This is a genomic window from Streptomyces sp. NPDC036822 (genome assembly GCF_055609145.1).
In genome coordinates, this window is the sequence record NZ_JBVJPY010000002.1 from 333,544 (window position 1) to 360,074 (window position 26,531).

A 26,531-nucleotide genomic window follows, 5' to 3' on the forward strand; every position below is an offset into this window, starting at 1 on the left:
CGCCCGATAGGGCGGCAATGCCCTCTTGACAATACCTCCGCGGGTGGGTAGGACGCCCGCCGGACGAAAGGCCCGTAAGAGGGGACGAAGGGCCCCCCGACCGTCTGCCCCAAGGACGCGCGGAGCAGTCGCGAACGTCGCCGCCGGGCCCGGCGTGGGAGAATCGAGAGGGCTCACACGTACCGCTACCCGAGCAGGAGACACAGCACGATGCGCATCGGAGTTCTCACCGCAGGCGGCGACTGCCCTGGCCTGAACGCAGTGATCCGGTCGGTCGTGCACCGCGCGCTCACCGGTCATCACGACGAAGTGATCGGCTTCGAGGACGGGTTCAAGGGGCTCCTCGACGGGCACTACCGCCCCCTCGACCTCAACGCCGTCAGCGGCATCCTCGCCCGGGGCGGCACGATCCTCGGCTCCGCCCGCCTCGAGCGCGCCCGGCTGGCGGAAGCCGCCGCCTCCGCCCCCGAGTTGGCCCGGAAGTACGGCATCGACGTCCTCATCCCGATCGGCGGCGAGGGCACCCTGACCGCCGCCCGGCTGCTCTCCGAGGCCGGCATGCCGGTCGTCGGCGTCCCCAAGACGATCGACAACGACATCTCCTCCACCGACCGCACCTTCGGCTTCGACACCGCCGTGGGCGTCGCGACGGAGGCCATAGACCGTCTGAAGACCACCGCCGAGTCGCACCAGCGGGTGATGGTGGTGGAGGTGATGGGCCGTCACGCGGGGTGGATCGCCCTGGAGTCCGGCATGGCCGGCGGCGCCCACGGCATCTGTCTGCCCGAGCGCCCCTTCCAGGTGGACGACCTGGTCAAGATGGTCGAGGAGCGCTTCGCGCGCGGCAAGAAGTTCGCCGTCGTCTGCGTCGCCGAGGGCGCCCACCCGGCCGAGGGCTCCATGGAGTACCAGAAGGGCGAGATCGACCAGTACGGCCACGAGCGCTTCCAGGGCATCGGCAACCGTCTCGCCGTCGAGCTGGAGCGGCGCCTCGGCAAGGAGGCGCGGCCCGTCATTCTCGGACACGTCCAGCGCGGCGGCACGCCGACGGCGTACGACCGGGTGCTCGCCACCCGCTTCGGCTGGCACGCGGTGGAGGCGGCGCACCGCGGCGAGTTCGGTCGGATGACGGCGCTGCGGGGCACGGACGTCCACATGGTGCCGCTGGCCGAGGCCGTGACGCGGCTGAAGACGGTGCCGGAGAGCCGGATGTCGGAGGCGGAGTCGGTCTTCTGACCGGTCGGCCCGTGCCGGGCGCCGGTTCCCGTCGAGTGCCGGTTCCCGCCGGGCGCCGGTCCGAGTGGGGCGGTGTGCGGCCCGGGAGCGCCCGTCGAGAGAACGGCCCCGATCGCCACCCCCGTGAGCGATCGGGGCCGTTCGGTCTTGATCGGGACGTTTCGTCCGCGACCGGAATTGCTGGTTTCCACTCTTGAGTTGAACACCATCATCAACAAGGCTTACGCCTGTCCCGGACATGTCCCAACTCTGTGCGGGCACGTCCGATGGCCGGTTCCGGGGGAGGGGCGGGGTACGTCGCATGACCGAGGGCGAGACCGGCGGGCGCGGAGCGCCCGACCCGAGGGAGGCAGGCGACCCCGCCGCCTTCATCGCCGCGCTCCAGGCCCTCAAGGACTGGTCCGGACTCACCTACCGCGAGCTCTCGGCCCGGGCGGAGGCACACGGCGACGTCCTGCCCCGCTCGACGGTGGCGAACATGCTGGCCCGCACGACGGTCCCCCGTGAGGAGCTGCTCGCCTCCTTCGTCCGCGCCTGCGGGGTCGGCCCCGGGGAGCTGGAGAGCTGGCAGGCGGTCCGCAAGGAACTCGCCGTCCGGGGACGGTACGCCCCGGGCCCGGCGGCCCGGCCGGCCCAGGACACGGCCGGCCCGGCCGCCGGGGTGCCAGCCGCGGCCGTCGGCGTCGAAGCCGGTCCGGGTACCGGGACGGAAGCCTCTCCGGACCCAGGGACGGACATCGGGACCGACGCCGAGGCGGAGGGCTCCGGCGCGGAGGCGAGCGCCGTATGGCCCGCGGCTCCCGGGCCCGACCCCGTGCCCGAGCCGGCCGCCCCCGCGCCCCGGTGGCGGATAGGGCGGACGCTCGTCACCCTCGTGGCCGTCGCCGGCCTGGTCCTCGCCGCCCTCAGCCTGGTCCTCGCCGTCGTCAGCGACGACGACGGGACGGGCCCCCCGCGGCTGACGGCACCGGCGGCCGGGGAGGTGCGGATACGTGTGATCGGCTCGGACCTGTGCCTGAACGAGCGCCGGGGCAGCAGGAACGGCCAAGTCCACCAGGTGGCGTGCGAGGGGGCGGTCGTCCCCCTCTACTCCCTCGAGAAGCGGGGCGCTTCCTGGCGCGTCCTTTCGGACCACCCCGACTACGGCCCCGGCTGTGCGGGCATCCCCTCCGCCGGCCGCATCCCGGACGCCCCGCTGGAGGACTCGGAGTGCGGGGACCCGACCCGCGTGGAGTCCTTCGCCCTGGAGCCCTTCGGCACCCCCGTCAGGGGCTACCGCATCCGCCCCGAGGGCTCGCGGACCCCGGGCGTCTGCGTCACCGTCGTCGGTGACCGCACCGCCGCGTGGGCCCGCCTGAGCCAGGCGCCCTGCCGCGCGGACGCCGCCGGCCAGCTCTTCAGCTTCGACCGCCGGTAGCCATAGGACGGCTCCTCACGCGGCGCGTCTCCCACCAGGCGGGCCCGCAGCGCGCCGACCACGGACGGGTCCAGGCCGACGTGGCCGGCGGCGTACCCGTACACCGAGCCGGGACGCGCTCTTCGTGGCGGTCCCCGAGGACGTCCCCGGGCGCGGTCTACGCGCCGGTCGCCGCCCAGAAGTGCTCCACGATCCCGTCCAGGAACTCCCGGCCGGAGTCGCCGCTGTCGCCCGAGGCGCCCCAGCTGCTCGTCGCCGCCATCCTGGCGTGGTAGTCGGTGTGCAGCCGCTGGAGGGCGGACTCCAGCACCCGCTTGGGCAGCGGCAGCATCTTCACCGCCGGCCGGACGTATGCCTGCCAGCGGGTCGTCGCCGCGTCCCGCAGCAGCGCCGCGAGGTCGTCGTCCCGGCCGGTGGCGGTCAGCAGGGCGCGCGGCCCCATGCCGAGGGCCTCGGCGAGGGCCGCGGTCTGCCGTTCGTTGCCGCGCCAGCGGCCGGACTCCTCCATGCGGAGATACGCCTGGGCGTCGAGCCCGATCCGCCGGGACAGCTCGTCGGCCGCGAGGCCGCGGGCCATCCGGTGCTCGCGGAGGGTGGTGGCGGCGGCCAGGAGTTCGGCGGGCGCGCACCACAGGACCCCGGCCAGCGCGGTCAGCTCGTGCGAGGTCGGAGCGAGGCGGCCGCGTTCCCACGCGACGACGGTGTCGGGCGAGACGGCGAGGCCGTACTGGGCGCGCAGGCCGTAGGCGACGTGGCCGGGAGCCATGCCGAGGCCTTCGCGAAGCCGGCGGGCGGCGGGAGCGTTGAACGGAGGGGGAGGAGGGGAGGGCTGCACGCCGTCACGGTAGGTGCGGAACGTGACCATTGGCTACGGTGCGTTCACCCAAGGCCAGAAGTCGTAGAAACGTGGGAACCGGTGGGTAACCGCCCGGAGGGGTCGGAAGCCCTCCTGCCGCGGACGCCGGAGGGATCCGCTCACCGCGCGTAGAGAGGCGCGCTCCAGGACCGTAGATCACCAAGCCCCCGCCCCGCAAGGGCGCCGGGCCCGCCCCGGCGCGCGTCAGTGCCCCGGCCGGGTCGTCGTGATCCACCGGTACTGCAGCTCCGGCCTGCCGACCTGCCCGTACTGCGGGGCCCGCGCGGCCCGCCCCTCGGTGACCAGGTGCTCCAGATAGCGGCGCGCGGTGATCCGGGAGATCCCCACCGCCGCCCCGGCCTCCGCCGCGGTCAGCCCGGTGGGGGCGTCCCGCAGGGTGCGGGTGACCGCCTCCAGGGTGGGGGCGCTCAGCCCCTTGGGGAGCGCGGCCGGCCGCGGGGTGCGGAGGGTGGCGAGGGCGCGGTCCACCTCGTCCTGCCCGGCGGCCTCCCCGGCCGCGGCGCGGAACTCGGCGTACCGGGTCAGCCGGTCGCGGAGGGTCGCGAAGGTGAACGGTTTCAGCACGTACTGGACGACGCCGAGCGACACCCCTTCGCGGACGATCGCGAGATCGCGCGCCGAGGTGACGGCGATGACGTCGGCGGAGTGCCCCGCCGCGCGCAGCGCGCGCAGGAGCTGGAGGCCGTGGCCGTCCGGGAGGTAGAGGTCGAGCAGGAGCAGATCGACGGGCGTCCGGTCCAGGACCCGCACGGCGGCGGCCCGGGAGTGCGCGACCCCGGTGACGACGAAGCCCGGGACCCGCCCGGCGTAGAGGGCGTGCGCGTCCGCGGCGACGGGGTCGTCCTCCACGACCAGCACCCGAATCGGCGGGTCCGGCCGGTTCACGCCGTCACCTCCACGGCGGCGTGCACCGCACGCCGCTCCAGCGGCAGCCGTACGGAGAACTCCGCGCCGCCGTCGGAGGAGCGGTCGAGGGCCACCGTCCCGGACGCCCGGGCCGCGGCCTGGCGGACCAGGGCGAGGCCGAGGCCCCGTCCCGGACCCTGGGTGGACCAGCCGCGCTCGAAGACCGCGTCCCGGTCCTCCTCGGAGATCCCCGCCCCGCTGTCACCGACCCGGATCAGCAGCTCCCCGCCGCGCACCAGCGCGGTGACCGTGACGCGCGGGCGCGCCCTGCCGGGACCGCCCGGTACCGCGCCCGCCGCCTCGACCGCGTTGTCGATCAGGTTGCCGAGGATCGTCACCAGGTCCCGGGACGGTATCTCCGGGGGCAGCAGGCCGTCGTCGATGCGGCTGTCCTCGGTCAGCACCAGCTCCACGCCCCGCTCGTTGGCCTGCGCCGCCTTGCCGAGCAGCAGGGCCGCCAGAACCGGTTCGCCGACCGCGTCGACCACCCGGTCGGTGAGCGCCTGCGCCAGCTCCAGCTCGGCCGTCGCGAAACCGACCGCCTCGTCGACCCGGCCGAGTTCGATCAGCGAGACGACCGTGTGCAGCCGGTTCGCCGCCTCGTGGGCCTGTGCGCGCAGCGCCTGCGTGAACCCCCGCTCCGAGGACAACTCGCCCGACAGGGCCTGCAGTTCGGTGCGGTCCCGCAGGGTGACGACCGTGCCGCGCCGCTGCCCGCCCACCACCGGCCGGGTGTTGACCACGAGGACCCGCTCCGCCGTGAGGTGCAGCTCGTCCACCCGGGGCTCAGAGGCGAGCAACGCACTGGTGAGCGGGAGCGGCAGCCCCAGCTCCGTCACCGAGGTGCCCACCACGTCCGCGCCGAGGCCGAGGAGCTCCCGTGCGCCGTCGTTGATCAGCGCGATCCTGCGCCGGCCGTCCAGCATCACCAGGCCCTCGCTCACCGCGTGCAGCGCGGCCTCGTGGTAGTCGTGCATCCGGCTCAGCTCGGTCGCGTTCATGCCGTGCGTGTGCCGCCGCAGCCGGGCGTTGATGACGTACGTGCCGACGCCGCCCAGGGCCAGCGCCGCGCCCGCCATGCCCAGCAGCGCCGTGACCTGCTCCCGTACCTGCTCGCTGATCTTCTCGATCGTGATGCCCGCGCTGACCAGCGCCACGACCCGGCCGTGGTCGCGCACCGGCGTGATCGTACGGACGGAGGGGCCGAGCACCCCCGGATGCGTCTCGGAGAGGGTCCCGCCCCGGGCGGCCTCCTCGATGTGGCCGAGGTAGGCGTGTCCGATCTGCCCCGGCTCCGGGTGGGTCCAGCGCGTCCCGTCCGGGGCCATGATCACCACGAAGGCGACCCCGGTGCGGTGCCGTACCGACTCCGCGTACGGCTGGAGCAGCGCCGTCGGGTCCGCCGACCCGGCCGCCGCGACGACCGTGGGGGACTCGGCGACGGTGGTCGCGGTCGCCGCGGACTGCCGGCGTGCGGTCTCCTCGGCCTGCGCGCGGTCGGTGACGTACGCGAAGACGGCGCACCCGGCCACGATCGCCGCCACCAGCACGACCTGCATCGCGAAGAGCTGGCCGGCGAGGCTGCGGGGCCGGGGGAGACAGAGGCGCATGCGGGTAAGTGTGCCTGGCTCGATTTGCGAGGCGGAATCCCGTTCCCGAATCGTTCTGTGACGCACGCGCGCGTGAACGAAAGGAACGCAAGGGTGACCCCGGTCACAGGCTGATGGATAGTCGCGGGGATCCACCGGGACATGGACACCCCATCAGCACGAGGAGGACCCCGTGGCCGCACGACGGGACCGTACCCATTACCTGTATCTCGCAGTCATCGCCGCCGTGGTGCTCGGCATCGCGGTCGGCTTCCTGGCCCCGGGCGTCGCCGTCGAGCTGAAGCCGCTGGGCACCGGCTTCGTGAACCTGATCAAGATGATGATCTCGCCGATCATCTTCTGCACGATCGTCCTCGGCGTCGGCTCGGTCAGGAAGGCGGCGAAGGTCGGTGCCGTCGGCGGCCTCGCGCTCGGGTACTTCGTCGTGATGTCGACCGTCGCCCTCGCCATCGGCCTGGTCGTCGGCAACCTCCTGGAGCCCGGCTCCGGCCTGCACCTCACCAAGGAGGTCGCCGAGGCCGGTGCCAAGCAGGCGGACGGGGCGCACGAGTCCACGGTGGACTTCGTCCTCGGCATCATCCCCACGACGCTGGTCTCCGCCTTCACCCAGGGCGAGGTCCTGCAGACCCTGCTCGTCGCCCTCCTCGCCGGCTTCGCGCTGCAGGCGATGGGCAAGGCCGGCGAGCCGGTCCTGCGCGGGATCGGCCACATCCAGCGGCTGGTCTTCCGCATCCTCGCCATGATCATGTGGGTCGCGCCGATCGGCGCGTTCGGCGCCATCGCGGCCGTCGTCGGCGCGACCGGTGTCGACGCCCTGAAGTCGCTCGCCGTCATCATGATCGGCTTCTACGTGACCTGCGCCCTCTTCGTCTTCGTGGTGCTCGGCGCGATCCTGCGGCTGGTCGCCGGGGTCAACATCCTGGCGCTCCTGAAGTACCTGGGCCGCGAGTTCCTGCTCATCCTCTCCACCTCGTCGTCCGAGTCGGCGCTGCCGCGCCTGATCGCGAAGATGGAGCACCTCGGCGTGAGCAAGCCGGTGGTCGGCATCACCGTCCCCACCGGCTACTCCTTCAACCTGGACGGCACGGCGATCTATCTGACGATGGCCTCGCTCTTCGTCGCCGAGGCGATGGGCAACCCGCTCTCGGTGGCCGAGCAGATCTCCCTCCTCGTCTTCATGGTCATCGCCTCGAAGGGCGCGGCGGGCGTGACCGGCGCCGGCCTGGCGACCCTCGCGGGCGGCCTGCAGTCGCACCGCCCCGACCTGGTCGACGGCGTCGGCCTGATCGTCGGCATCGACCGCTTCATGAGCGAGGCCCGTGCGCTGACGAACTTCGCGGGCAACGCGGTCGCGACCGTCCTGGTCGGCACCTGGACCAAGGAGATCGACAGGACGCGGGTCGCCGAGGTACTGGCCGGCCGGGTCCCCTTCGACGAGAAGACCCTGGTCGACGACCACGCCCCGGCCCCCTCGGAGGTCCCGGACCAGCGTGCCGAGGAGGGCGAGGAGAAGGCCCGCGCGGGCGTCTGACCCGGGCGGACGGCGAAGGAACGACCCCGGCCACCTCCCCGGCCGGGGTCGTCCTCGTCGTCTGTCCGGCCCGCGCCGTCGTTCGGGCCGGGGCCGTCTCCTTCCCGGCTCGCCTCCGTCGGTCCCCGGCCGTGGCGGGGGGACCGACGGAGGCCGGATCGTGGCCGGAGGGATCTCAGGCGAACGGGATGCGGACCACCGACCGGTCGCCGATGCCGAGGGTGCTCGGCCCGTTCCCGATCGCGTTCCAGACCTCGATCCGGACCCGGCCGTTCACCAGGTCCCCGTGGCTCCCGGTGGCCGACTTCAGGCCCCTCGCCTGGGTGTAGTGCTCGAAGCCCGGCACGGGATCGGTGGCGAAGTACTGGTACGTCTCGCTCCGCTCCCAGGTGCCGTCCCCGGTCCGGTCGTAACTCACCCGCACCTGCTGACCGTTGGCGATCACCGAGCCCGCGTCCACGAACAGGTCGAACTGCGTGGAGCCGCCGTTGTACGCCCGGGTGATCGGTCCCGAGGTGAAGACCTGCGGGCTGTTGGGGACCCCGTCGTGGTTGCCGCCGCCCGCCGAGGCCAGGGAGACCGTCGACGCGGCGGCCGCGTCCCCGGCGCCCCCGCCCGTCCGCAGGTAGAGCTGTGAGGAGCCGGTCGGCGGAGGGGTGGTCGGCGGAGGCGTGGTCGAGCCGCCCCGCGTCCACACGGCGACGTAGTCGACCAGCATGGGCTTCCCCGGCACCGTCGCGGCCGTCGGGGTCTTCCCGGCCAGCGCGTCCGGGAACGCCCCGCCCATGGCCACGTTCAGGAGGATGAAGTACCCCGCGTGGCTGGTCATGTCGGCCCACGCCTGGGCGCCCACCCGGGTCTCGTTCACACTGTGGAAGAGCTGGTCGTCCACGTACCAGCGCAGCTCGTTGGGGGAGACCGAGCGGTCCCACTCGAAGCGGTACGTGTGGAACGCCGACTGGCAGCTCGCTCCGGGGCAGACCCGGCTGGCCCCGATGCCGGTGGTCTCACCGCACGGGCCGCCCGGGTTCACTCCGCAGTGCAGCACGCCCCAGACGGAGTTGACGCCGTTGACGTTCTCCATGATGTCGAACTCGCCGATGGCCGGCCAGTTCCAGTAGTTGCCCCGGTAGGGCGCGCCGAGCGCCCAGAACGCCGGCCAGTAGCCGAGCGCCGCCTCCCCGGTCACGTTCGGCATCTGGACGCGGCCCTCGATGCGCAGGGTCCCGCCGGCGGGGGCCTTGAAGTCGGCCCGCTTGGTCTCGATCCGGGCGGAGGTCCAGTTCCCGGCCCCGTCCCGGAGCGGGGTGATCCGGAGGTTGCCGGTGCCGTCGAGCCGCAGGTTGTCGGGGCTCGCGGTGTAGTTCTGGATCTCCCCGGTGCCCCAGTTGCCGGGGCCGCCGGGATAGCCGTGACCGGTGTCGATCTGCCAGTCGGCGCTGTTGGGCAGCGAGCGGTCGGGGCCGTCGAAGTCGTCGCTCCACTGGAGCGACCAGCCCGGCGCCGGGGGGACGGCGCCACTGGCGGAGCCGGCTCCGCCGAGACCGAGCAGGGCGCCGCCCGCGAGGGCGGTGGCGAGGAGTGAGGCGAGCAGGGGGGTGCGTCTGACGCGGCTCAAGGGAACACCTCCGGGGCGATGGTGCGCGGGGTGTGCGGGGGGTTGAGAGCGCTCTCAGACAGCTTTTGTAGTTGGAGACACCGGCCCCGTCAATGGGTCGGGTGTGTTCGGTCCCTGAACGTCCAGCTCGGCCAACTCGTCCGCCCGCAGAATGAGTTCCGCGGCGGACGCGGAATCGCGCACCGTCTCCGGCCGGCTCGCCCCCGGGATGGGGAGCACCGTCGGCGACCGGGCGAGCAGCCAGGCGAGCGCCACCCGCTGCGGGCTCACCCCGCGCGCCCGCGCCACCCGGTGGAACCCCGCGCACCGCGGATCGTCCCCGCCCGGCCGCCCGTCCCGTCCCCGGGCCGACGGCCCGTCGAGCGAGCTGCGCGAGATGCCGCCCAGCGGGCTCCACGGCAGGAACGCCAGGCCCAGCTCCGCGCAGAGCCGCAGCTCCGCCTCGCCGGAACGGTCGGCGGGGGAGTACCGGTTCTGCACGGAGACGAGCCGCTCGCCCAGGATCTCCCGGGCCAGCCGGATCCCCGTCGTGTCCACGTTGGAGATCCCGGCCCGTCGGACCGTGCCCGCGTCCAGCAACTCCCTTACCGCCCCGAGCGATTCGGCGTACGGCACGGCCGGGTCCGGCTTGTGCAGCTGATAGAGCCCGATCGCCTCGACGCCGAGCCGGCGGCGGGACGCCTCGGCCGCCCGCCGCAGATGCTCCGGGCGTCCGTCCACCGTCCAGCCGCCGTCGGCCGTCCGGCCCCGCCCGCCCTTGGTCGCCACCAGCACGTCGTCCGTCCGCCCGCCGTACGAGGCCAGCGCCCGCGCCACGAGCAGCTCGCCCTCGCCCGGCGCGCCGCCCGGCGGGTGGTAGGAGTCGGCCGTGTCCAGGAGCGTGACGCCCGCGTCGAGCGCCGCGTGGACGGTCGCCCGGGCCCGCGCCTCGTCGGGACGGCCCTCGATGGCGAGCGGCATGGCGCCGAGCCCGATGGCGCCGACGCGTACGTCGCCCAGCATCCGGTACCGCATCAGCGCGCCCCCGCCGTCTCGGCCACGGCCCGCGCCAGCCATCGGGAGACGTGCCCGAAGGGGAATCCCAGGGCGTGGGCGCGGGAGTTGTCCATGGCGTACGAGCGGGCGAAGGAGAGCGGCGATGTCGCGCCGTCGGTCACCTCACGGAAAACGGTCCGCCCGCCCACCTGCCGCTCTATCTCGGCGCAGAGATCGGCGGTGGTGAGCGTTCCGTCGGAATGCGCGTTGACGGGGCCGGTGAATTCCGCCTCGGCCGCCCACGCGAGGAAGGCGGCGATCTCCTCCACGTACACGTAGGTGGCCGGGTGGTTCACCGCCGGCACGGCGATCGGTTCGCCCGCCCGGACGCGCCGGACGTAGTGGTCGAGACGCCCCGTGAAGTCGTCGTCCCCGCCCAGGACGTGGGCCACCCGCACGGAGGCGTACGGGAACGGCGGATCGGCCGCGAAGACCGCCTCGGCCTGCCGCTTTCCCTCGCCGTAGTGCCCGTCGAGGAACTCCGGGTCCTCCCAGGGGAGCTCCAGGTCGACCGCGACCGTCCGGGGGTCGACGGCCTCCTCCCGTACGGGGGCACGGAAGTCCCCGTCGCCGTAGACCTCGACCGTCGAGGTCATCACGTACCGCCCGGTGCGCGGCCCGAACACCCGGCGGGCCACCGCCGCCTGGCGCGGGGTGTAGCAGAACTGGTCGACGACGACGCCGAACGTGCGGTCGCCCAGCGCCCTTTCCAGAGCCGCCTCGTCATTCCGGTCGGCGACGAGATGGGTCGTGCCTTCCGGGGGCGTGCCGGAACCCCGGTTGAGAACCGTCACCGCGTGTCCGGATTCCAGCAGCCGGAGGACGAGCCGCTTTCCGAAATAGCGGCTTCCTCCGATGATCAGAATGTCCATGCCCTCCAGTGTTACGTTGTGAAGGCGCCATCTGAAGGGGGAAACATGGCCGTTCAAGCCGTCGTACCGAAAGAACCACGGCATCCGCGACCGGCCGCCAACGAAACGTCGGCGACCGCCTTCGACACCATCGACCGGTGGATCCTGGAGCTCGTCCAGGAGGACGGCCGCATCAAGCTCAGCGAACTCGGCCGCCGCGTCCGGCTCAGCCCGGCGGCCGTCACCGAGCGGGTGCGGCGCCTGGAGGCCTGCGGGGCGATCACCGGATACGGCGCGCACGTCTCCCCCGCCCGGCTCGGCTACGGCATCCAGGCGTTCATCCGGGTCGACCCGCACGGCGGCTACACCCTGAAGCACCCCCGGACCCTGGAACTCCTCGCCCGGCCGGAGGTCCTGGAGGCCCACCACGTCGTCGGCGAGGACTGCTGGATCCTCAAGGTCGCCGTCACCGACACCATCCACCTCGAGGACATCCTGGAGCAGACCTCCGCCCTCGGCAGGACCACCACCTCGATCGTGCTGTCGTCCCCCGTGGAGCGCAAACCGCTGCTGCCGCCCTCCGGAGACCGCCCTTGACAACCTCTCGGCCGAGCCGTTGAGATGTGGGGACTCGCGTCGCGTGCCGGTCCGCGCCCGGAAAGCGGAGGCATGGAGGCAAGAGGACCGTAGGGACGGCTTTGCCCCTCCACTTCAACACCCGTGTCATCGACGAATTCCGCACCAACGCCGGACGCCTCGGCGGCCCCTTCGAGGGATGGGTGCTTCTCCTTCTCACCACCACCGGCGCCTGGTCCGGAAAAGCACACACCACCCCGCTCGGCTTCGTCGAGGACGGCGACCGCCTCCTGGTCACCGGCTCGGCCGGCGGCTCCGACCGGCACCCCGACTGGTACCGCAACCTCCTCGTGAACCCCACCGTCACCGTGGAGCTGGGCACCGAGACCTGGCAGGCCACCGCCGTCGCCGCCACCGGAGCCGAGCGCGACGACCTCTTCGCCCGCATGGTCGCCGCCGCCCCCGGCTACGCCGACTACCAGAAGGCGACCGACCGGATCATCCCCGTCGTCGCCCTCTACCGCGTCCCCGAGGACACCTACACCCCGCCGGACCGGCTCGACGCCCTCGCCGACGAGCTGGTCGCGATCCACGACTGGCTGCGCCGCGAACTGGCGGCCCTGAGCGAAGGGCTCGGCGGCCGCACCGCCCCGGGACTCACCGTCGAGCTGCGCCGCCACTGCCTGACCTTCTGCTCCGCGATGGCCGTCCACCACGGCGGGGAGGACGCGGGGCTCTTCCCGTACCTCGCCCGCACCCACCCCGAGAAGGCCGACGCCTTCGAGCGGCTGCGGACCGAGCACGCGACGGTGGCGCGCGTCCTCGACGAGCTGGGCACCCTGCTCGCCCGGCTCGACGAGGTGGCCCCCGCGGTGCTGCGCGCGGAGTTCGACCGGCTCCGCGCGGAGCTGGAGACCCACTTCGCCTACGAGGAGGAGCAGGTCATCCCGCTGCTCCGGGGCAGCGCCTGACCGCACCCGCGCCCCGCTTGCCTTGACGTCGGCGTCAAGGCCTACGTTCGGGGACATGCGAATCGGCGAGCTGGCCGAGCGGGCCGGGACGACCACGCGGACTCTGCGGTACTACGAGTCCCGTGGCCTCCTGGCCGCCCGGCGCGCGGAGAACGGCTACCGCACCTACGACGAGGACGACCTGCGCCTGATCCGGCAGATCCGGACCCTGCAGGACGTCGGGTTCGAGCTGGAGGAGACGAGGCCGTTCGTCGAGTGCCTGCGCGCCGGGCACCCGGCCGGGGACGCCTGTCCCGCCTCCCTCGACGTGTACCGGAGGAAGCTCGCGGAGCTCGACGGCCTGGTCGAACAGCTCCAGGCGGCGCGCGCGCAGGTCGCCGCGCAGCTGCTGCGGGCCGAGGCGGAGCTGCCCGGCGGTCCGCGACCCACATGCGAACTCGGAGGATGACGGACATGCTTCAGGTGCAGGGCGTCGACGCGGTCACGGACGCGGACTTCGACGCGCGGGTGCTGGGGTCGCCGCTGCCGGTCCTGGTGAAGTTCACGGCCGACTGGTGCGGCCCGTGCCGCCAGCTGGCGCCGGTCCTCGGGGCCGTGGCCGCGGAGGAGAAGGACCGACTGGAGATCGTCACGCTGGACGTGGACAGGAATCCGGAGACCACCCTGCGGTACGGGGTGCTGTCGACACCGACCCTGATGGTGTTCCGGGCGGGCGAACCGGTCCTCTCGATGGTGGGCGCCCGCCCCAAGCGCCGGCTCCTGCAGGAACTGGAGGACGTCCTCGGGGCCTAAGGCGTGTATCGCGGGCGTATCGAAAACCGGATACGCCACCGCAACGGCGCTCCGGGTCTCCTGGTCCCATGACCCATCACGCACCCCCGCCGGTACGCCCCCGCCGCACGCGCGCGATCCTGCTCCCCGGCCTCGCGGTCCTCGGCCTGGCCGGCGCCGTGTACGTCGTGCGGCGGCCGCTCATGATGTCCGCGCCGACGTGCCTGGCCGGGCGGTGGCACGGCTGCTTCGACACCTTCAACGGCGTGGTGCTCATGACGTTGGTCGCGCTGCCGCTGTCCGGTCTTGTGGTGTGGATCCTGGCACGCCGTCGGCGGGCCGCCGACGTCCCGTCGCCGTGGCGGCTGTCGCTGGCCGAGGTGGGCATGGTCCACGGGACGCTGCCGTTCGTGTGGATGACCATGATGCCGGGCGGCGGGGGCGACACCGTGCCCGCCAGGGTGAGCCTGGTCCCGCTGCGGGACCTGGTGACCATGGGGCCGCTCGGGATCACCGGCAATCTGCTGGTCTTCGCGGCGCTGGGGTTCTTCGCCCCGATGCGGTTCGCGGCGACGGCGTCCGTGCCGCGGATCCTGGCGCTCGGGGCGGGCTGCTCGGCCCTCGTCGAGACCGCCCAGTACGTCCTGCGCCTGGACCGGGTGTCCTCCGTGGACGACGTCCTGGTCAACGCCGCCGGCGCCGTCCTGGCCGGGCTGGCGTCGCGCCGCTGGTGGCGCACCCGGGCGCAGGCGCCGTCACAGGAGCCCCGCCCCGCGCCGGTGGCGGCGGGCTGAGCCGCGTGACCGGTGGACTCGCGTCGTCGCATACGCCGGCGATACCGGGCGCTGCTTAGGCTTCCGGCATGCGCGTACTGATCGTGGAGGACGAGCCCTACCTGGCCGAGGCCGTCCGTGACGGCCTGCGGCTCGAGGCGATCGCCGCCGACATCGCCGGCGACGGCGACTCCGCCCTGGAACTGCTCGGCGTCCACTCCTACGACCTCGCGGTCCTCGACCGTGACATCCCCGGCCCCTCCGGCGACGAGGTCGCCCGGCGCATCGTCGCCTCCGGCAGCGGCATCCCGATCCTCATGCTCACCGCCGCCGACCGGATCGACGACAAGGCGTCCGGGTTCGAGCTCGGCGCCGACGACTACCTCACCAAGCCGTTCGACCTGCGGGAGCTCGTCCTGCGGCTGAGGGCGCTCGACCGCCGGCGCGCGTACGCCCGGCCCCCGGTCCGCGAGATCGCGGGCCTGCGGCTCGACCCCTTCCGCCGGGAGGTGTTCCGCGACGGACGCTATGTCGCGCTCACCCGCAAGCAGTTCGCCGTGCTGGAGGTCCTCGTCGCCGCCGAGGGCGGCGTCGTCAGCGCCGAGGAGCTCCTCGAACGGGCCTGGGACGAGAACGCCGACCCCCTCACCAACGCCGTCCGGATCACCGTCTCCGCACTGCGCAAACGCCTCGGCGAGGCAGGGATCATCGCCACGGTGCCGGGGGTCGGCTACCGCATCGACACCGGCGCCGGCACCACCGGCCCGGGCCGTACGGGTGCGTAGGCGCCCGGGCCTCAGCGTCCGGCTGAGACTCACCCTCAGCTACGCCGGTTTCCTCGCCGTCGCCGGCGCCCTCCTGCTGGCCGTGGTGTGGGTCTTCCTGCTGCGCTACGTACCCGACAACTCCCAGGGACTCCTCGGGATCGCCCCCAACCGCTACCTCCTGGTGCGCACCTTCGCCCCCGCCGCGGCCGCTGCGATGGTCTTCCTGCTCGCCTTCGGTCTCCTCGGCGGATGGATCCTCGCCGGCCGGATGCTCGCACCGCTCACCCGGATCACGGCCGCGGCGCGGAGGGCCGGTGACGGATCGCTGTCCCACCGGATCCGGATGAAAGGCCGCCAGGACGAATTCCGTGAATGCGCCGACGCCTTCGACGCCATGCTCGGACAACTCGACGCGCACGTCGCCGAGCAGCGCAGGTTCGCCGCGAACGCCTCCCACGAGCTGCGCACCCCGCTCGCCATCTCGCGGACGCTGCTCGACGTCGCCCGCGAGGACCCCACGCGGGACCGGGGCGAACTCGTCGAACGCCTGCGGGCCGTCAACACCCGGGCGATCGACCTCACCGAGGCCCTGCTGCTGCTCAGCCGCAGCGAACGCGGGAACGTCGCCCACGAGAGCGTCGACCTCTCCCTCGTCGCCGAGGAGGCCGCCGAGACCCTGCTCGGTCTCGCCGAGCGGCGCGGGATCACGCTCGACGTCACCGGCGGAGCGGCCCGGGCCGGCGGTTCCGCCGAGCTCCTGCTGCGGATGGTGACGAACCTCGTCCAGAACGGCATCGTCCACAACCTCCCGGACGGCGGCACCGTGACCGTCCACACCGAGGCACGGCAGGGCGCGAGTGTGCTGCGGGTCGAGAACACGGGCCGCCCGGTGCCGCCGGAGCTGGTACCGACCCTCACCGAGCCCTTCCAGCGCGGGACGCAGCGGGTGCGTGCCGACGAACACGCCGGGGTCGGCCTCGGCCTGGCCATCGTGCAGAGCATCGTCCGCGCCCACGACGGGACCCTCGACCTCGCCCCCCGCCCCGCCGGCGGTCTCCTCGTCACGGTCCGGCTCCCCGCCACGCCGTAGACCTCGCACCGAGCGGATCCACCGCCCATGGCGCATACAGAAATACCCCGACTAGAATTGACAGTCGGGGTATCGCGCCGCGTATATTCATGGATTCCGTGTCTGCGTTTCATTCACCAATGAAGAGGACACGGAGAAGTTCAATAAACGCATTGTATCGCGCCAGGAGTCGAATTGTCAACCGAGCAAATGCGTAATGAGCAGCAATTCATCACGGAGCTCTACGCGCGACTCGACGACCTGAGGGACCAGGCCGAAGCCGCCGTCGGCCAGGCCCTGCGCACCCCGGGGGTCGGCAGCAGCCAGGGACGGCTCGAGCGGGACGTGCGGGTGGCCGAGCAGTCCGGGCTGCTCGCCGCCTTCGACGCGGGGGAGACCGGGCTCTGCTTCGGACGGCTCGTCTTCCAGGACGGACGCGACCACCACATCGGACGGATCGGCATCCGCCAGGACGACCCGAACCGCACCCCGCTCGTCGTCGACTGGCGCGCCGACGCCGCCCGCCCCTTCTACCTCGCCACCGGATATCAGCCCATGGGGCTCAGCAGGCGCCGGCACATCACCACCCACGGCCGGCGGGTGACCGCCCTCCACGACGAGGTCCTCGACCTCGCCGACGCCACCCGCACCGGACACGAGAACCGCGACGCCGACGAGGTGCTGCTCGCCGCGCTCGACGCCGCGCGCACCGGGCGCATGCACGACATCGTGCAGACCATCCAGGCCGAGCAGGACCGCATCATCCGCTCCACGCACCGCGGCGTCCTCGTCGTCGAGGGCGGCCCCGGCACCGGCAAGACGGCCGTGGCCCTGCACCGCGCCGCGTACCTCCTCTACGCCCACCGCGAGCAGCTCGCCAAGCGGGCCGTCCTGATCGTCGGCCCCAACCCCGCCTTCCTGGGCTACATCGCCAACGTCCTGCCCTCCCTCGGCGAGACCGGCGTCCTCCTCGCCACCCCCGGCGAGCTGTACCCCGGCGTCCGCGCCACCGGCACCGACACCCCCCGCGCCGCCGCGGTCAAGGGTGACTCGGCCATGGCCGACGCCCTGGCCCGGGCCGTACGGGACCGCCAGCAGGTCCCCGACCGCGGGGCGCCCCTCGTCGTGCCGCACGACGACGGCGACCTGGTCATCGACTGGGACATGGCCCTCGAAGCCCGCCACAAGGCGCGCGAGACCCACCTACCGCACAACCTCGCCCGGCCCTACTTCGTCTTCCACCTCCTCGACGCGCTCGCCGAGCAGCTCGCCGACCGCATCGGCGCCGACCCCTACGGCGGCCCCAACTTCCTCGGCGCCGACGACCTGGCCCTGCTCGCCAAGGGCGTCGCCGCGAACCCCGACGTCCACGCCGCCATCGACACCCTGTGGCCGCCGCTCACCCCCGAGGAGTTCCTCGCCGACTACCTCGCCGAGCCGACGCACCTGTCCGGCGCCGACGCCGCCGCCGTCCGGCGCGACGGCGGGCCGTGGACCCCGGGCGACGTCCCGCTGCTCGACGAGGCCGCCGAACTCCTCGGTCACGACGACGCGGCCGCCCGCGCCGCCGAGGAGGCCGAACGGCAGAAGCAGATCCAGTACGCCCAGGGCGTCCTCGACGTCTCCTTCGCCTCGCGCACCTACGAGTTCGAGGACAAGGAGGAGCAGGACAAGGACGCCTCCGAGGTCCTCTCCGCGCACGACATCATCGACGCCGAGCGGTTCGCCGAGCGCCACGAGGAGGCCGACCACCGCAGCGCCGCCGAGCGCGCCGCCGCCGACCGCACCTGGGCCTTCGGCCACATCATCGTCGACGAGGCGCAGGAGCTGTCCGCGATGGCCTGGCGGCTGCTGATGCGCCGCACCCCAACCCGCTCCATGACCCTGGTCGGCGACCCGGCCCAGACCGGCGACGCGGCCGGTGTCGGCTCGTGGGAGAGGATCCTCACCCCGTACGTGGAGGACCGCTGGGAACTCGTCCGCCTCGGGGTCAACTACCGCACCCCCGCCGAGATCATGGAGGCCGCCGCCGAGGTGCGGCGGGAGGCCGACCCCGGCTTCGAGCCGCCGCGCTCGGTCCGCTCCACCGGCGTCGACCCGTGGGAGCGGACCGCTCAGGACCCGGTGAAGGAGACCGCCGACGCGGTCGCCGTGGAGCTGCGGGCGGAGGGGCGCCTCGCGGTGATCGCGCCGCCGGAGCTGCACGCGGAACTCGCCGCCGCGCTCCCCGGCGCCTCCCACGGCCCGACCCCCGACCTCACCCGCCCGGTGGTCCTGCTCGACCCCCGGCAGGCCAAGGGCCTGGAGTTCGACACGGTCCTCGTCGTCGACCCGGACGCCATCCGGGCCGGCGCCACGCACGGCATCAACGACCTGTACGTGGCGCTGACCCGGGCCACTCAGCGGCTGGGCGTGATCCGCAGGGCCTGACCGCTCACGCCGGACGCAGCCACACCGTCGCCAGCGGCGGCAGCGTCATCCGTACGCTCGCCGGACGGCCGTGGGACGGCACCGACTCGGTCTTCACCGGGTCGGCGCCCCCCACGCCGCTGCCTCCGTAGCGCGTCGCGTCCGTGTTGAGGACCTCCGACCAGGCCGCGACCGACTCCGGGACGCCGAGCCGGTAGTCGTGCCGCACCACCGGCGAGAAGTTGCAGACCGCGAGCAGCGGGGAGCCGTCGCCGTCGTAGCGGAGGAACGCGAAGACGTTGTCCTCGGCGGCGTCCCCCACCACCCACTGGAAGCCCTCCGGGGCGGTGTCCCGCTCCCACAGTGCCGGGGTCTGGCCGTACACCGTGTTCAGGTCGCGCACCAGGTCCCGCACCCCCCGGTGGTCCGCCTCCGCCCCGTAGGACGGGTCGAGCAGCCACCAGTCCGGGCCGTGCTCCGCCGACCACTCCGCGCCCTGGGCGAACTCCTGTCCCATGAAGAGGAGTTGCTTGCCGGGGTGGGCCCACATGAAGCCCAGGTAGGCGCGGTGGTTGGCGCGCTGCTGCCACCAGTCGCCGGGCATCTTCGAGACCAGCGCCTGCTTGCCGTGCACGACCTCGTCGTGGGAGATCGGCAGGATGTAGTTCTCGCTGTACGCGTACACCATCGAGAAGGTCATCTCGTTGTGGTGGTACTTGCGGTGCACCGGCTCCTTGGAGACGTAGCCGAGCGAGTCGTGCATCCAGCCCATGTTCCACTTCATGCCGAAGCCCAGCCCGCCGAAGCCGCCCGGACCGTCCTGGTCCGTCGCCCGGGTCACGCCGTCCCAGGCGGTGGACTCCTCGGCCAGGGTGATGACCCCCGGGCAGCGCCGGTACACCGTCGCGTTCATCTCCTGGAGGAAGGCGACGGCGTCGAGGTTCTCCCGGCCGCCGAACTCGTTCGGCAGCCACTCGCCGTTCTCACGGGAGTAGTCGAGGTAGAGCATCGAGGCGACCGCGTCCACCCGCAGGCCGTCGATGTGGTACTCCTCGCACCAGTACACCGCGTTGGCCACCAGGAAGTTCCGCACCTCCTTGCGGCCGTAGTCGAACTCCAGCGTCCCCCAGTCCGGGTGCGCCGAGCGCCGCGGGTCCTCGTGCTCGTACAGCGGGCGGCCGTCGAACTCCGCGAGCGCCCAGTCGTCGCGCGGGAAGTGCGCGGGGACCCAGTCCATCAGGACGCCGATCCCGGCCCGGTGCAGGGACTCGACGAGGTACTTGAAGTCGTCGGGCGTGCCCATCCGGGCGGTCGGGGCGTAGAAGCCGGTCACCTGGTAGCCCCAGGAGCCGCTGAAGGGGTGCTCGGCGACGGCCATGAACTCGACGTGCGTGAAGCCGAGGTCGCGGACGTACGCCGGCAGCTGCTCGGCGAGCTGCCGGTAGGTGAGCCCGGGCCGCCACGACGGCAGGTGCAGCTCGTAGACCGAGAAGGGCGCCTCGTGGTGCGGCCGGGCGCCCCGGCCCGCCATCCACTCCGCGTCGTCCCAGGTGTGGTGCGAGTCCGTGACGATCGAGGCGGTGTTCGGCGGGCACTCGGTACGGCGGGCCATCGGGTCCGCCCGCAGGGTGTGGGAGCCGTCGGGGCGGGCGATGTCGAACTTGTACACCGCGCCCTCGCCGACGCCGGGCACGAAGAGCTCCCAGACACCGGTCGCGCCGAGCGACCGCATCGGCAGCGCGGTCCCGTCCCAGTGGGTGAAGTCGCCGGTGACCCGCACGCCGCGCGCGTTGGGCGCCCAGACGGTGAACCGGGTGCCGGTCACGCCCTGGTGCGTCATCGGGCGGGCGCCGAGCGCCTTCCACAGCTCCTCGTGCCGGCCCTCGCCGATCAGGTGCAGGTCCAGTTCCCCGAGCGAGGGCAGGAAGCGGTAAGGGTCCTGCACGGCCAGTTCGTCGCTCTCGTAGCGCACGCGCAGCTCGTACTCGGGGATCTTGCGCAGCAGCGGCAGCAGCCCCGAGAAGAAGCCGTCGCCGTCGTCGTGCAGCGCGACCCGCTTCCCCTTGGCGATCACCGCCACCTCACGGGCGTACGGCCGCAGCACGCGGACCGCGACGCCGCCGCGCACGGGGTGGGCGCCGAGCAGCGCGTGCGGGTCGTGGTGCTCCCCGGCGAGCAGCCGTGCCCGGTCACCCGCGCCGAGCGGCGGCGCCTTGCGCACGCCGCGGTCTCCTCCCGCCTCCGCGCGGGGCGCCGGCGTCTTGGCCGCGGCCGCCGGCGTGACCTTGGGCGCCACCTTCGTCGTGGTCTTCGCCGAGGGCACTTCGTCGGTCGTGGTGCGGGCCGTCTTGCGTGCGGATCGGGCGGTCACGGGGTTGCCTCCTGGGGAGAATCGGAAGGGGAGGGGTGCGGGGACGTGCGAGGGCTGCGCGGGGACGGCGACTCCCACGCAACCGCAACGCGGCCCGTCCCGCGCAGGACACTCGGCCGAACGGGTCGCGGGCGCGCGGACACGGGCGCCGGTGCGCCGGATCGGGTCGGACGCCCGTCTTCATGGTGCGGCGTACCGAGGAGCGCCCGCGCCCGGAAGGCCGCCGTCCGTGTGCCCGCCGGACCGGGGGCCGGGCGGCCCCCGGTGGCCGGGTCGGGCCCGGCCGTCACTCCGCGCCCGCGAGGCGGTGGATCGCCGCCATCGGGACCGGGAGCCAGTCCGGGCGGTGGCGGGCCTCGTAGACGACTTCGTAGACCGCCTTGTCGGTCTCGTAGGCGCGCAGCAGCGCCGGGTCGGAACGGGGGTCCGCGCCGGAGACCTCGGCGTAGCCCGCGCAGTAGGACGCGCGGCACCGGGCGGCCCACTCGGCGTTCCAGGGGCGGTGGGTGCGGGCCGCGTAGTCGAAGGAACGGAGCATGCCCGCGACGTCCCGGACGGCGGGCTGCGGCCGGCACCGTTCGGCGAGCGGCTTCGCGGGCTCCCCCTCGAAGTCGATCACCGCCCAGCCGCCGTCCGCCGCCCGCAGGGTCTGCCCCAGGTGCAGGTCGCCGTGGATCCGCTGGAGCCGGCCCTCACCGGCCGTGTCGCCGGCGGCCGCGAAGACGGCGCGCAGCCCGGGGACGTACGGCAGCAGGGCCGGGACGGCCTTCGCCGCCGCGTGCAGGCGCTGGTCCATCGCCGCGGTCAGGTGCGCCGTCTCGGTCCGCCGCAGCCGCTCGGTGGGCAGCGCCGTCGCCAGCGCCAGGTGCACCTCGGCCGTGGCGCGGCCGAGGGCGTGCGCCTCGGTGGTGAACTCCCGTCCCTCGGCCAGCGCGTCGAGCGCGAGGCGCCAGCCGTCCCGCGACTCCCGCAGGAACGGCTGGAGCACGCCGAGGGTGCTGGCCCCCGACTCGAACCAGGCGACCGGCGCGGGCACCCGCGCGCACCCCGCCCTGGCCAGGGCCAGGGGGAGTTCCAGATCAGGATTGGCGCCGGGACTGACCCGGCGGAAGATCTTCAGAATGTACGCATCGCCGTACACGAGCGAGGAGTTGGACTGTTCCGCGTCCAGCACGCGCGGGGCGAGCGAGGCGGGCAGCTCGGTGGTCCGGTGGAACACGAGCGGCCCGATCCGGCCCGGGGTGCGCAGGCGTTCGTAGAGCAGTCCGGCGAGCCGCGGGTCACGCAGCCCTTCGTAGACGGCCCGTCCGGCCAGCGGTCCCTGGCGGATCCGCCCGATCAGGGCGGGGGCGAGGCGCGGCGGCAGTTGTGATCTGACGCCGAGCAGCAGTTGGTAGCAGTCGGCGGGTGTACCGGCCGGGCGGGCCGGCTGTTCGACCCGTACCAGCAGATGCAGCAGCCCGGGTCCCGTGCCGTCCAGCGGCAGCAGCTCGGTGGCCGCTTCCAGCGTGAATCCGGTGACCCGCCTTCCCTTGCCCGCGAACCAGCGCTGCCGGGGCAGCCAGTCATGGAGCAGGGGAGCGAGTGACGGGAGGAGGGCGGCCGGGGCCCGGGTGGTGGATGCGGTCTCCGGCATGGCATCGCGTCCTTTCCCCGGGGGGCGCAGAATCGAGTTCAAATGCGCAGAGTGTCCCGGATGGCGGCTTCGGCTGTCCGGATGTGCGGGACGTGTCGGGAGGGAAGATCCGTATGGGCCCGACAAGAAGGCCCGTATGGACCTGGATCCCCCCTGTGGGGCTGAGGGGTGTGTGGGTCACAGTGCCCCCGGTGGCGCGGTGGAAACCCGCTCCACCCGGGGCACTTGACCGATTTCCCGTCAATCGCGCGTAGAACGCGCCTTCTTCAGTCGGAACCAGTAGAAACCGTGCCCCGCGAGGGTCAGCAGGTACGGCCACTGGCCGATCGCCGGGAACCGCACCTGGCCGATCAACTCCACCGGGCTCATGCCGGCGAACCGCCGCAGATCCAGCTCGGTCGGCTGCGCGAAGCGCGAGAAGTTGTTCACGCAGAGAACGAGGTCGGCGTCCATCCCCTCCTCCGGCGCGGACTCCCGGAGGAAGGCCAGGACGGCCGGGTTGGACGAGGGGAGTTCGGTGTACGAGCCGAGTCCGAAGGCGCGGTTCTGCTTGCGGATCTCGATCATCCGCTTCGTCCAGTGGAGCAGCGAGGACGGCGAGGCCATGCCCGCCTCGACGTTGGTGACCTGGTAGCCGTAGACCGGGTCCATGATGGCCGGGAGCGAGAGCCGGCCCGGGTCGCAGGAGGAGAACCCCGCGTTCCGGTCGGGCGTCCACTGCATCGGGGTGCGGACCCCGTCCCGGTCGCCCAGCCAGATGTTGTCGCCCATGCCGATCTCGTCGCCGTAGTACAGCACCGGTGATCCCGGCAGCGAGAAGAGCAGGGCCGTGAACAGCTCCATCTGGTTGCGGTCGTTCTCGAGGAGCGGGGCGAGCCGCCGGCGGATGCCGATGTTGGCCCGCATCCGCGGGTCCTTGGCGTACTCCGCGTACATGTAGTCGCGTTCCTCGTCGGTCACCATCTCGAGCGTCAGCTCGTCGTGGTTGCGCAGGAAGATGCCCCACTGGCAGCCGTCCGGGATCGCCGGGGTCTTGGCCAGGATCTCGGAGACCGGGGTGCGCGACTCGCGCCGTACCGCCATGAAGATCCGCGGCATCACCGGGAAGTGGAACGCCATGTGGCACTCGTCGCCGCCCGAGGGGAAGTCGCCGAAGTAGTCCACGACGTCCTCGGGCCACTGGTTCGCCTCGGCGAGCAGCACCGTGTCGGGGTAGTGGTCGTCGATCTCCTTGCGGACCCGCTTGAGGAAGGCGTGGGTCGCCGGGAGGTTCTCGCAGTTGGTGCCCTCCTGCTGGTACAGGTACGGCACCGCGTCCAGACGGAAGCCGTCGATCCCCAGGTCGAGCCAGAACTTCAGCGCGGAGAGGATCTCCTCCTGCACCGCCGGGTTCTCGTAGTTGAGGTCCGGCTGGTGCGAGAAGAACCGGTGCCAGTAGTACTGCTTGCGCACCGGGTCGAAGGTCCAGTTGGACGTCTCGGTGTCGACGAAGATGATCCGGGCGTCCGGGAACTGTTTGTCGTCGTCGGCCCAGACGTAGTAGTCGCCGTACGGCCCGTCCGGATCGGAGCGCGACTCCTGGAACCACGGGTGCTGGTCGCTCGTGTGGTTCATGACGAAGTCGATGATCACGCGCATGCCGCGCTGGTGCGCCGCGTCCACGAACTCCACGAAGTCCGCGAGGTCGCCGAACTCCGGGAGGACGGAGGTGTAGTCGGCGACGTCGTAGCCTCCGTCCCGCAGCGGCGACTTGAAGAACGGCGGCAGCCACAGGCAGTCGACGCCCAGCCACTGCAGATAGTCCAGCCTGCTGGTGATGCCCTTGAGGTCGCCTACGCCGTCGCCGTTGCTGTCCTGGAAGGACCTGACGAGCACTTCGTAGAAGACGGCCCTTTTGAACCAGTCCGGGTCACGGTCCTTTGCGGGCGTGTCCTCGAAGGTGTCGGGGACGGGTTCGTTGACAGTCATGAGGTGGGTGACCCTCCGATCGACGGGGACGGTCGCAGAGCGAGGACGTGCGCGGGCCTGACGCCCGGCTCGAGGCGCACATAGTTGGCTCTGCCCCAGTGATAGGTCTCGCCGGTGAGCTCGTCGCGCACCGGTACGGTCTCGTGCCAGTCGAGGCCGAGCTCCGGCATGTTCAACGAGACCGTGGCCTCCTGGGTGTGGTGCGGGTCGAGGTTGGCGACCACCAGAACAGTGTTCGAGCCCGACCGCTTGCTGTAGGCGATCACCCGGTCGTTGTCCGTCGAGTGGAAAGTCAGGTTCCGCAGGCGGCGCAGAGCCGGGTGGCGGCGCCTGATCCGGTTGAGCGTGGTGATCAGCGGGGAGATCGTCGCTCCCGCGCGCTCGGCCGACTCCCAGTCGCGGGGCTTGAGTTGGTACTTCTCCGAGTCGAGGTACTCCTCGCTCCCGTCACGCAGGGCGGTGGCCTCGCACAGTTCGTAGCCCGCGTACACGCCCCACGAGGGCGAGAGGGTCGCGGCGAGCACCGCGCGCACCTCGAAGGCCGGCCGGCCGCCGGTCTGGAGGTACGCGTGCAGGATGTCGGGGGTGTTGACGAAGAAGTTCGGCCGCATGGACGCGGCCACGTCGCCGGACAGCTCGGTGAGGTACTCCGTCAGCTCCTCCTTGGTGTTGCGCCAGGTGAAGTACGTGTACGACTGCTGGAAACCGACCGCCCCGAGCGTGCGCATCATCGCGGGCCGGGTGAACGCCTCCGCCAGGAAGATCACGTCCGGGTCGGCCCGGTTGATCTCGCCGATCACCCGCTCCCAGAACACGACGGGCTTGGTGTGCGGGTTGTCGACCCGGAAGATGCGGACCCCGTGGTCCATCCAGTGCCGCAGCACCCGCACCGTCTCGGCGACGATGCCGTCCATGTCCTTGTCGAACGCGATCGGGTAGATGTCCTGGTACTTCTTCGGCGGGTTCTCGGCGTAGGCGATCGACCCGTCCGGCCGGTGGTGGAACCACTCCGGGTGCTTCTCCACCCACGGGTGGTCCGGGGAGCACTGCAGCGCGAAGTCCAGCGCGATCTCGAGGCGCAGCTCGCGGGCGCGGGTCACGAAGGCGTCGAAGTCCTCGATCGTCCCCAGGTCCGGGTGGACGGCGTCGTGCCCGCCCTCGGGGGAGCCGATCGCCCACGGCACGCCCACGTCGCTCGGGCTCGCGGAGAGCGAGTTGTTGGGACCCTTGCGGTGGGTGGTGCCGATGGGGTGGATGGGCGGGAGATAGACCACGTCGAAGCCCATCGCCGCGATCGCCGGCAGCCGCTCGGCGGCGGTGCGGAACGTCCCGGGGACGGTCCGGCCGCGGACCTTCCGCACGCCCTCGGAACGCGGAAAGAACTCGTACCAGGAGCCGTACAGCGCCCGCTCCCGCTCCACCTGGAGCGGCAACGCGGGCGACGAGCTGACCAGTTCGCGCAGCGGGTGGCGGTCCAGGGCCTCGGTCACCTGAGGAGCGAGGGCCGCCGCGAGCCGGGCCGCCGGCGAACGCGACTCGTCGCGCAGCGCGTCCACGGCCGCGAGGACGGCCTCCCGCCCCCCGCCCTTCTTGGGGACGCCCTTCGCGGCGCGCTCGTGCAGCGCGGCGCCCTCCGCCAGCACGAGCTCGGAGTCGATCCCGGCCGGGATCTTGATTCTGGCGTGGTGGCGCCAGGTGGCCACCGGGTCGCTCCAGGCCTCGACCGTGTAGGTCCACAGGCCCTCGGCGTCCGGGGTGACCTCGGCGCCCCAGCGGTCCGTGCCGGGTGCCAGTTCGCGCATCGGGGTCCAGGGCCCGGGGCGGCCGGAGGGGCCGCGCAGCACGACATTGGCGGCGACCGCGTCGTGGCCTTCGCGGAAAACGGTGGCCGTGACCTCGAAGGTCTCTCCGGCCACCGCCTTCGCGGGCCTGCGTCCACAGTCGACCAGCGGGCGGACGTCCAGTACGGGAATACGTCCCATGAGCGGATTCACAGCATCACCTGAGGGTTTGCGGGGGTGCGGGTGGTGGTGCGCTCTTTGTAGCTCCGTCGACGGCTGGCGGGTTGCGGGCATGGCCGCTCCTGTCCGCGTTCACTCGGATGGCGGGTCTACGGGGTGTACCGGAGGAGCCTTCCTC

At 72.6% G+C, this 26,531-nt stretch carries 21 protein-coding genes; 11 read left to right on the plus strand and 10 right to left on the minus strand.

What is annotated here, in order from left to right; all coding sequences use genetic code 11:
* Nucleotides 1-210 precede the first annotated feature (210 nt).
* Complete coding sequence (locus ACZ68P_RS05905; RefSeq protein ID WP_365716791.1) at nt 211-1,236, plus strand: ATP-dependent 6-phosphofructokinase; 1,026 nt, start codon at nt 211-213, stop codon at nt 1,234-1,236.
* Between the two features lie 301 nt (nt 1,237-1,537).
* Nucleotides 1,538-2,653, plus strand: a complete 1,116-nt coding sequence (locus ACZ68P_RS05910; RefSeq protein ID WP_471003178.1) for an RICIN domain-containing protein — start codon at nt 1,538-1,540, stop codon at nt 2,651-2,653.
* A 157-nt stretch (nt 2,654-2,810) separates the two neighbouring features.
* Here the strand turns inward: ACZ68P_RS05910 and ACZ68P_RS05915 are convergent, their stop codons facing one another.
* The 3 genes from ACZ68P_RS05915 to ACZ68P_RS05925 all read right to left on the minus strand — a co-directional run bounded on the left by ACZ68P_RS05915 (nt 2,811) and on the right by ACZ68P_RS05925 (nt 6,046).
* Nucleotides 2,811-3,419, minus strand: a complete 609-nt coding sequence (locus tag ACZ68P_RS05915; RefSeq protein WP_471003879.1) for a helix-turn-helix domain-containing protein — start codon at nt 3,417-3,419, stop codon at nt 2,811-2,813.
* Nucleotides 3,420-3,713: 294 nt separating this feature from the next.
* Nucleotides 3,714-4,415 carry a response regulator gene (locus ACZ68P_RS05920; RefSeq protein WP_471003181.1) on the minus strand — a complete coding sequence of 234 codons (702 nt, stop codon included), beginning with the start codon at nt 4,413-4,415 and terminating at the stop codon, nt 3,714-3,716.
* Nucleotides 4,412-6,046 (minus strand): sensor histidine kinase, encoded by a 1,635-nt coding sequence (locus tag ACZ68P_RS05925; RefSeq protein ID WP_471003184.1) that lies wholly within the window; start codon nt 6,044-6,046, stop codon nt 4,412-4,414. The genes ACZ68P_RS05920 and ACZ68P_RS05925 overlap by 4 nt, the downstream gene beginning before the upstream one ends.
* Before the next feature lie 172 nt (nt 6,047-6,218).
* On the opposite strand from ACZ68P_RS05925, the gene ACZ68P_RS05930 reads away from it, so the two are divergent.
* Nucleotides 6,219-7,577 (plus strand): cation:dicarboxylate symporter family transporter, encoded by a 1,359-nt coding sequence (locus ACZ68P_RS05930; protein ID WP_471003188.1) that lies wholly within the window; start codon nt 6,219-6,221, stop codon nt 7,575-7,577.
* A 175-nt stretch (nt 7,578-7,752) separates the two neighbouring features.
* On the opposite strand, the gene ACZ68P_RS05935 is transcribed toward ACZ68P_RS05930, so the two are convergent.
* From ACZ68P_RS05935 to ACZ68P_RS05945, 3 genes are read right to left on the minus strand one after another with little or no spacing between them, the layout of a single operon-like run.
* Nucleotides 7,753-9,195, minus strand: a complete 1,443-nt coding sequence (locus ACZ68P_RS05935; RefSeq protein WP_471003191.1) for a glycoside hydrolase family 16 protein — start codon at nt 9,193-9,195, stop codon at nt 7,753-7,755.
* 54 nt (nt 9,196-9,249) lie between these two features.
* Complete coding sequence (locus ACZ68P_RS05940) at nt 9,250-10,209, minus strand: aldo/keto reductase (protein ID WP_471003194.1); 960 nt, start codon at nt 10,207-10,209, stop codon at nt 9,250-9,252.
* Complete coding sequence (locus ACZ68P_RS05945) at nt 10,209-11,102, minus strand: NAD-dependent epimerase/dehydratase family protein (RefSeq protein WP_471003197.1); 894 nt, start codon at nt 11,100-11,102, stop codon at nt 10,209-10,211. The genes ACZ68P_RS05940 and ACZ68P_RS05945 overlap by 1 nt, the downstream gene beginning before the upstream one ends.
* 45 nt (nt 11,103-11,147) lie before the next feature.
* On the opposite strand from ACZ68P_RS05945, the gene ACZ68P_RS05950 reads away from it, so the two are divergent.
* The 8 genes from ACZ68P_RS05950 (at nt 11,148) to ACZ68P_RS05985 (ending at nt 18,438) form a co-directional block, all read left to right on the plus strand.
* Complete coding sequence (locus tag ACZ68P_RS05950) at nt 11,148-11,678, plus strand: Lrp/AsnC family transcriptional regulator (RefSeq protein ID WP_471003200.1); 531 nt, start codon at nt 11,148-11,150, stop codon at nt 11,676-11,678.
* 101 nt (nt 11,679-11,779) lie between these two features.
* The gene (locus tag ACZ68P_RS05955; RefSeq protein ID WP_471003203.1) at nt 11,780-12,628 is read left to right on the plus strand and encodes a nitroreductase/quinone reductase family protein; all 849 of its coding nucleotides are present in this window, start codon (nt 11,780-11,782) and stop codon (nt 12,626-12,628) included.
* A 55-nt stretch (nt 12,629-12,683) separates the two neighbouring features.
* Nucleotides 12,684-13,076, plus strand: coding sequence for a MerR family transcriptional regulator (locus ACZ68P_RS05960; protein WP_471003206.1), 393 nt, complete (start codon nt 12,684-12,686; stop codon nt 13,074-13,076).
* 5 nt (nt 13,077-13,081) lie between these two features.
* Nucleotides 13,082-13,420 (plus strand): thioredoxin family protein, encoded by a 339-nt coding sequence (locus tag ACZ68P_RS05965; protein WP_471003209.1) that lies wholly within the window; start codon nt 13,082-13,084, stop codon nt 13,418-13,420.
* Nucleotides 13,421-13,488: 68 nt separating this feature from the next.
* Nucleotides 13,489-14,193, plus strand: a complete 705-nt coding sequence (locus ACZ68P_RS05970) for a VanZ family protein (RefSeq protein ID WP_471003212.1) — start codon at nt 13,489-13,491, stop codon at nt 14,191-14,193.
* A gap of 68 nt (nt 14,194-14,261) precedes the next feature.
* Complete coding sequence (locus ACZ68P_RS05975) at nt 14,262-14,957, plus strand: response regulator transcription factor (RefSeq protein ID WP_471003215.1); 696 nt, start codon at nt 14,262-14,264, stop codon at nt 14,955-14,957.
* Nucleotides 14,950-16,029 (plus strand): sensor histidine kinase, encoded by a 1,080-nt coding sequence (locus ACZ68P_RS05980; RefSeq protein ID WP_471003218.1) that lies wholly within the window; start codon nt 14,950-14,952, stop codon nt 16,027-16,029. Before ACZ68P_RS05975 ends, ACZ68P_RS05980 begins: the two co-directional genes overlap by 8 nt.
* Before the next feature lie 189 nt (nt 16,030-16,218).
* The gene (locus tag ACZ68P_RS05985) at nt 16,219-18,438 is read left to right on the plus strand and encodes a HelD family protein (RefSeq protein WP_471003881.1); all 2,220 of its coding nucleotides are present in this window, start codon (nt 16,219-16,221) and stop codon (nt 18,436-18,438) included.
* A 4-nt stretch (nt 18,439-18,442) separates the two neighbouring features.
* On the opposite strand, the gene glgB is transcribed toward ACZ68P_RS05985, so the two are convergent.
* The 4 genes from glgB to ACZ68P_RS06005 form a co-directional block, all read right to left on the minus strand.
* Nucleotides 18,443-20,788 (minus strand): 1,4-alpha-glucan branching enzyme, encoded by a 2,346-nt coding sequence (glgB, locus tag ACZ68P_RS05990; RefSeq protein WP_471003221.1) that lies wholly within the window; start codon nt 20,786-20,788, stop codon nt 18,443-18,445.
* Nucleotides 20,789-21,074: 286 nt separating this feature from the next.
* On the minus strand, nt 21,075-22,424 hold the full coding sequence (locus ACZ68P_RS05995) for a maltokinase N-terminal cap-like domain-containing protein (protein WP_471003224.1): 1,350 nt from the start codon (nt 22,422-22,424) through the stop codon (nt 21,075-21,077).
* Nucleotides 22,425-22,664: 240 nt separating this feature from the next.
* Nucleotides 22,665-24,392: a maltose alpha-D-glucosyltransferase gene (gene treS, locus ACZ68P_RS06000; RefSeq protein WP_471003226.1), complete on the minus strand. Its 1,728-nt coding sequence runs from the start codon at nt 24,390-24,392 to the stop codon at nt 22,665-22,667.
* Nucleotides 24,389-26,374, minus strand: a complete 1,986-nt coding sequence (locus tag ACZ68P_RS06005; RefSeq protein WP_471003229.1) for an alpha-1,4-glucan--maltose-1-phosphate maltosyltransferase — start codon at nt 26,372-26,374, stop codon at nt 24,389-24,391. The genes treS and ACZ68P_RS06005 overlap by 4 nt, the downstream gene beginning before the upstream one ends.
* Nucleotides 26,375-26,531 lie beyond the last annotated feature (157 nt).

Coding starts and splice junctions, on each gene's coding strand:
- ACZ68P_RS05945 (WP_471003197.1), bottom strand. CDS start 11,102: ATGGACATTCTGATCATCGGAGGAAGCCGCTATTTCGGAAAGCGGCTC.
- ACZ68P_RS05925 (WP_471003184.1), bottom strand. CDS start 6,046: ATGCGCCTCTGTCTCCCCCGGCCCCGCAGCCTCGCCGGCCAGCTCTTC.
- ACZ68P_RS05965 (WP_471003209.1), top strand. CDS start 13,082: ATGCTTCAGGTGCAGGGCGTCGACGCGGTCACGGACGCGGACTTCGAC.
- ACZ68P_RS05950 (WP_471003200.1), top strand. CDS start 11,148: ATGGCCGTTCAAGCCGTCGTACCGAAAGAACCACGGCATCCGCGACCG.
- ACZ68P_RS05985 (WP_471003881.1), top strand. CDS start 16,219: ATGCGTAATGAGCAGCAATTCATCACGGAGCTCTACGCGCGACTCGAC.
- ACZ68P_RS05915 (WP_471003879.1), bottom strand. CDS start 3,419: ATGGCTCCCGGCCACGTCGCCTACGGCCTGCGCGCCCAGTACGGCCTC.
- ACZ68P_RS05940 (WP_471003194.1), bottom strand. CDS start 10,209: ATGCGGTACCGGATGCTGGGCGACGTACGCGTCGGCGCCATCGGGCTC.
- ACZ68P_RS05975 (WP_471003215.1), top strand. CDS start 14,262: ATGCGCGTACTGATCGTGGAGGACGAGCCCTACCTGGCCGAGGCCGTC.
- ACZ68P_RS06005 (WP_471003229.1), bottom strand. CDS start 26,374: ATGGGACGTATTCCCGTACTGGACGTCCGCCCGCTGGTCGACTGTGGA.
- treS (WP_471003226.1), bottom strand. CDS start 24,392: ATGACTGTCAACGAACCCGTCCCCGACACCTTCGAGGACACGCCCGCA.
- ACZ68P_RS05960 (WP_471003206.1), top strand. CDS start 12,684: ATGCGAATCGGCGAGCTGGCCGAGCGGGCCGGGACGACCACGCGGACT.
- ACZ68P_RS05905 (WP_365716791.1), top strand. CDS start 211: ATGCGCATCGGAGTTCTCACCGCAGGCGGCGACTGCCCTGGCCTGAAC.
- ACZ68P_RS05970 (WP_471003212.1), top strand. CDS start 13,489: ATGACCCATCACGCACCCCCGCCGGTACGCCCCCGCCGCACGCGCGCG.
- ACZ68P_RS05910 (WP_471003178.1), top strand. CDS start 1,538: ATGACCGAGGGCGAGACCGGCGGGCGCGGAGCGCCCGACCCGAGGGAG.
- ACZ68P_RS05995 (WP_471003224.1), bottom strand. CDS start 22,424: ATGCCGGAGACCGCATCCACCACCCGGGCCCCGGCCGCCCTCCTCCCG.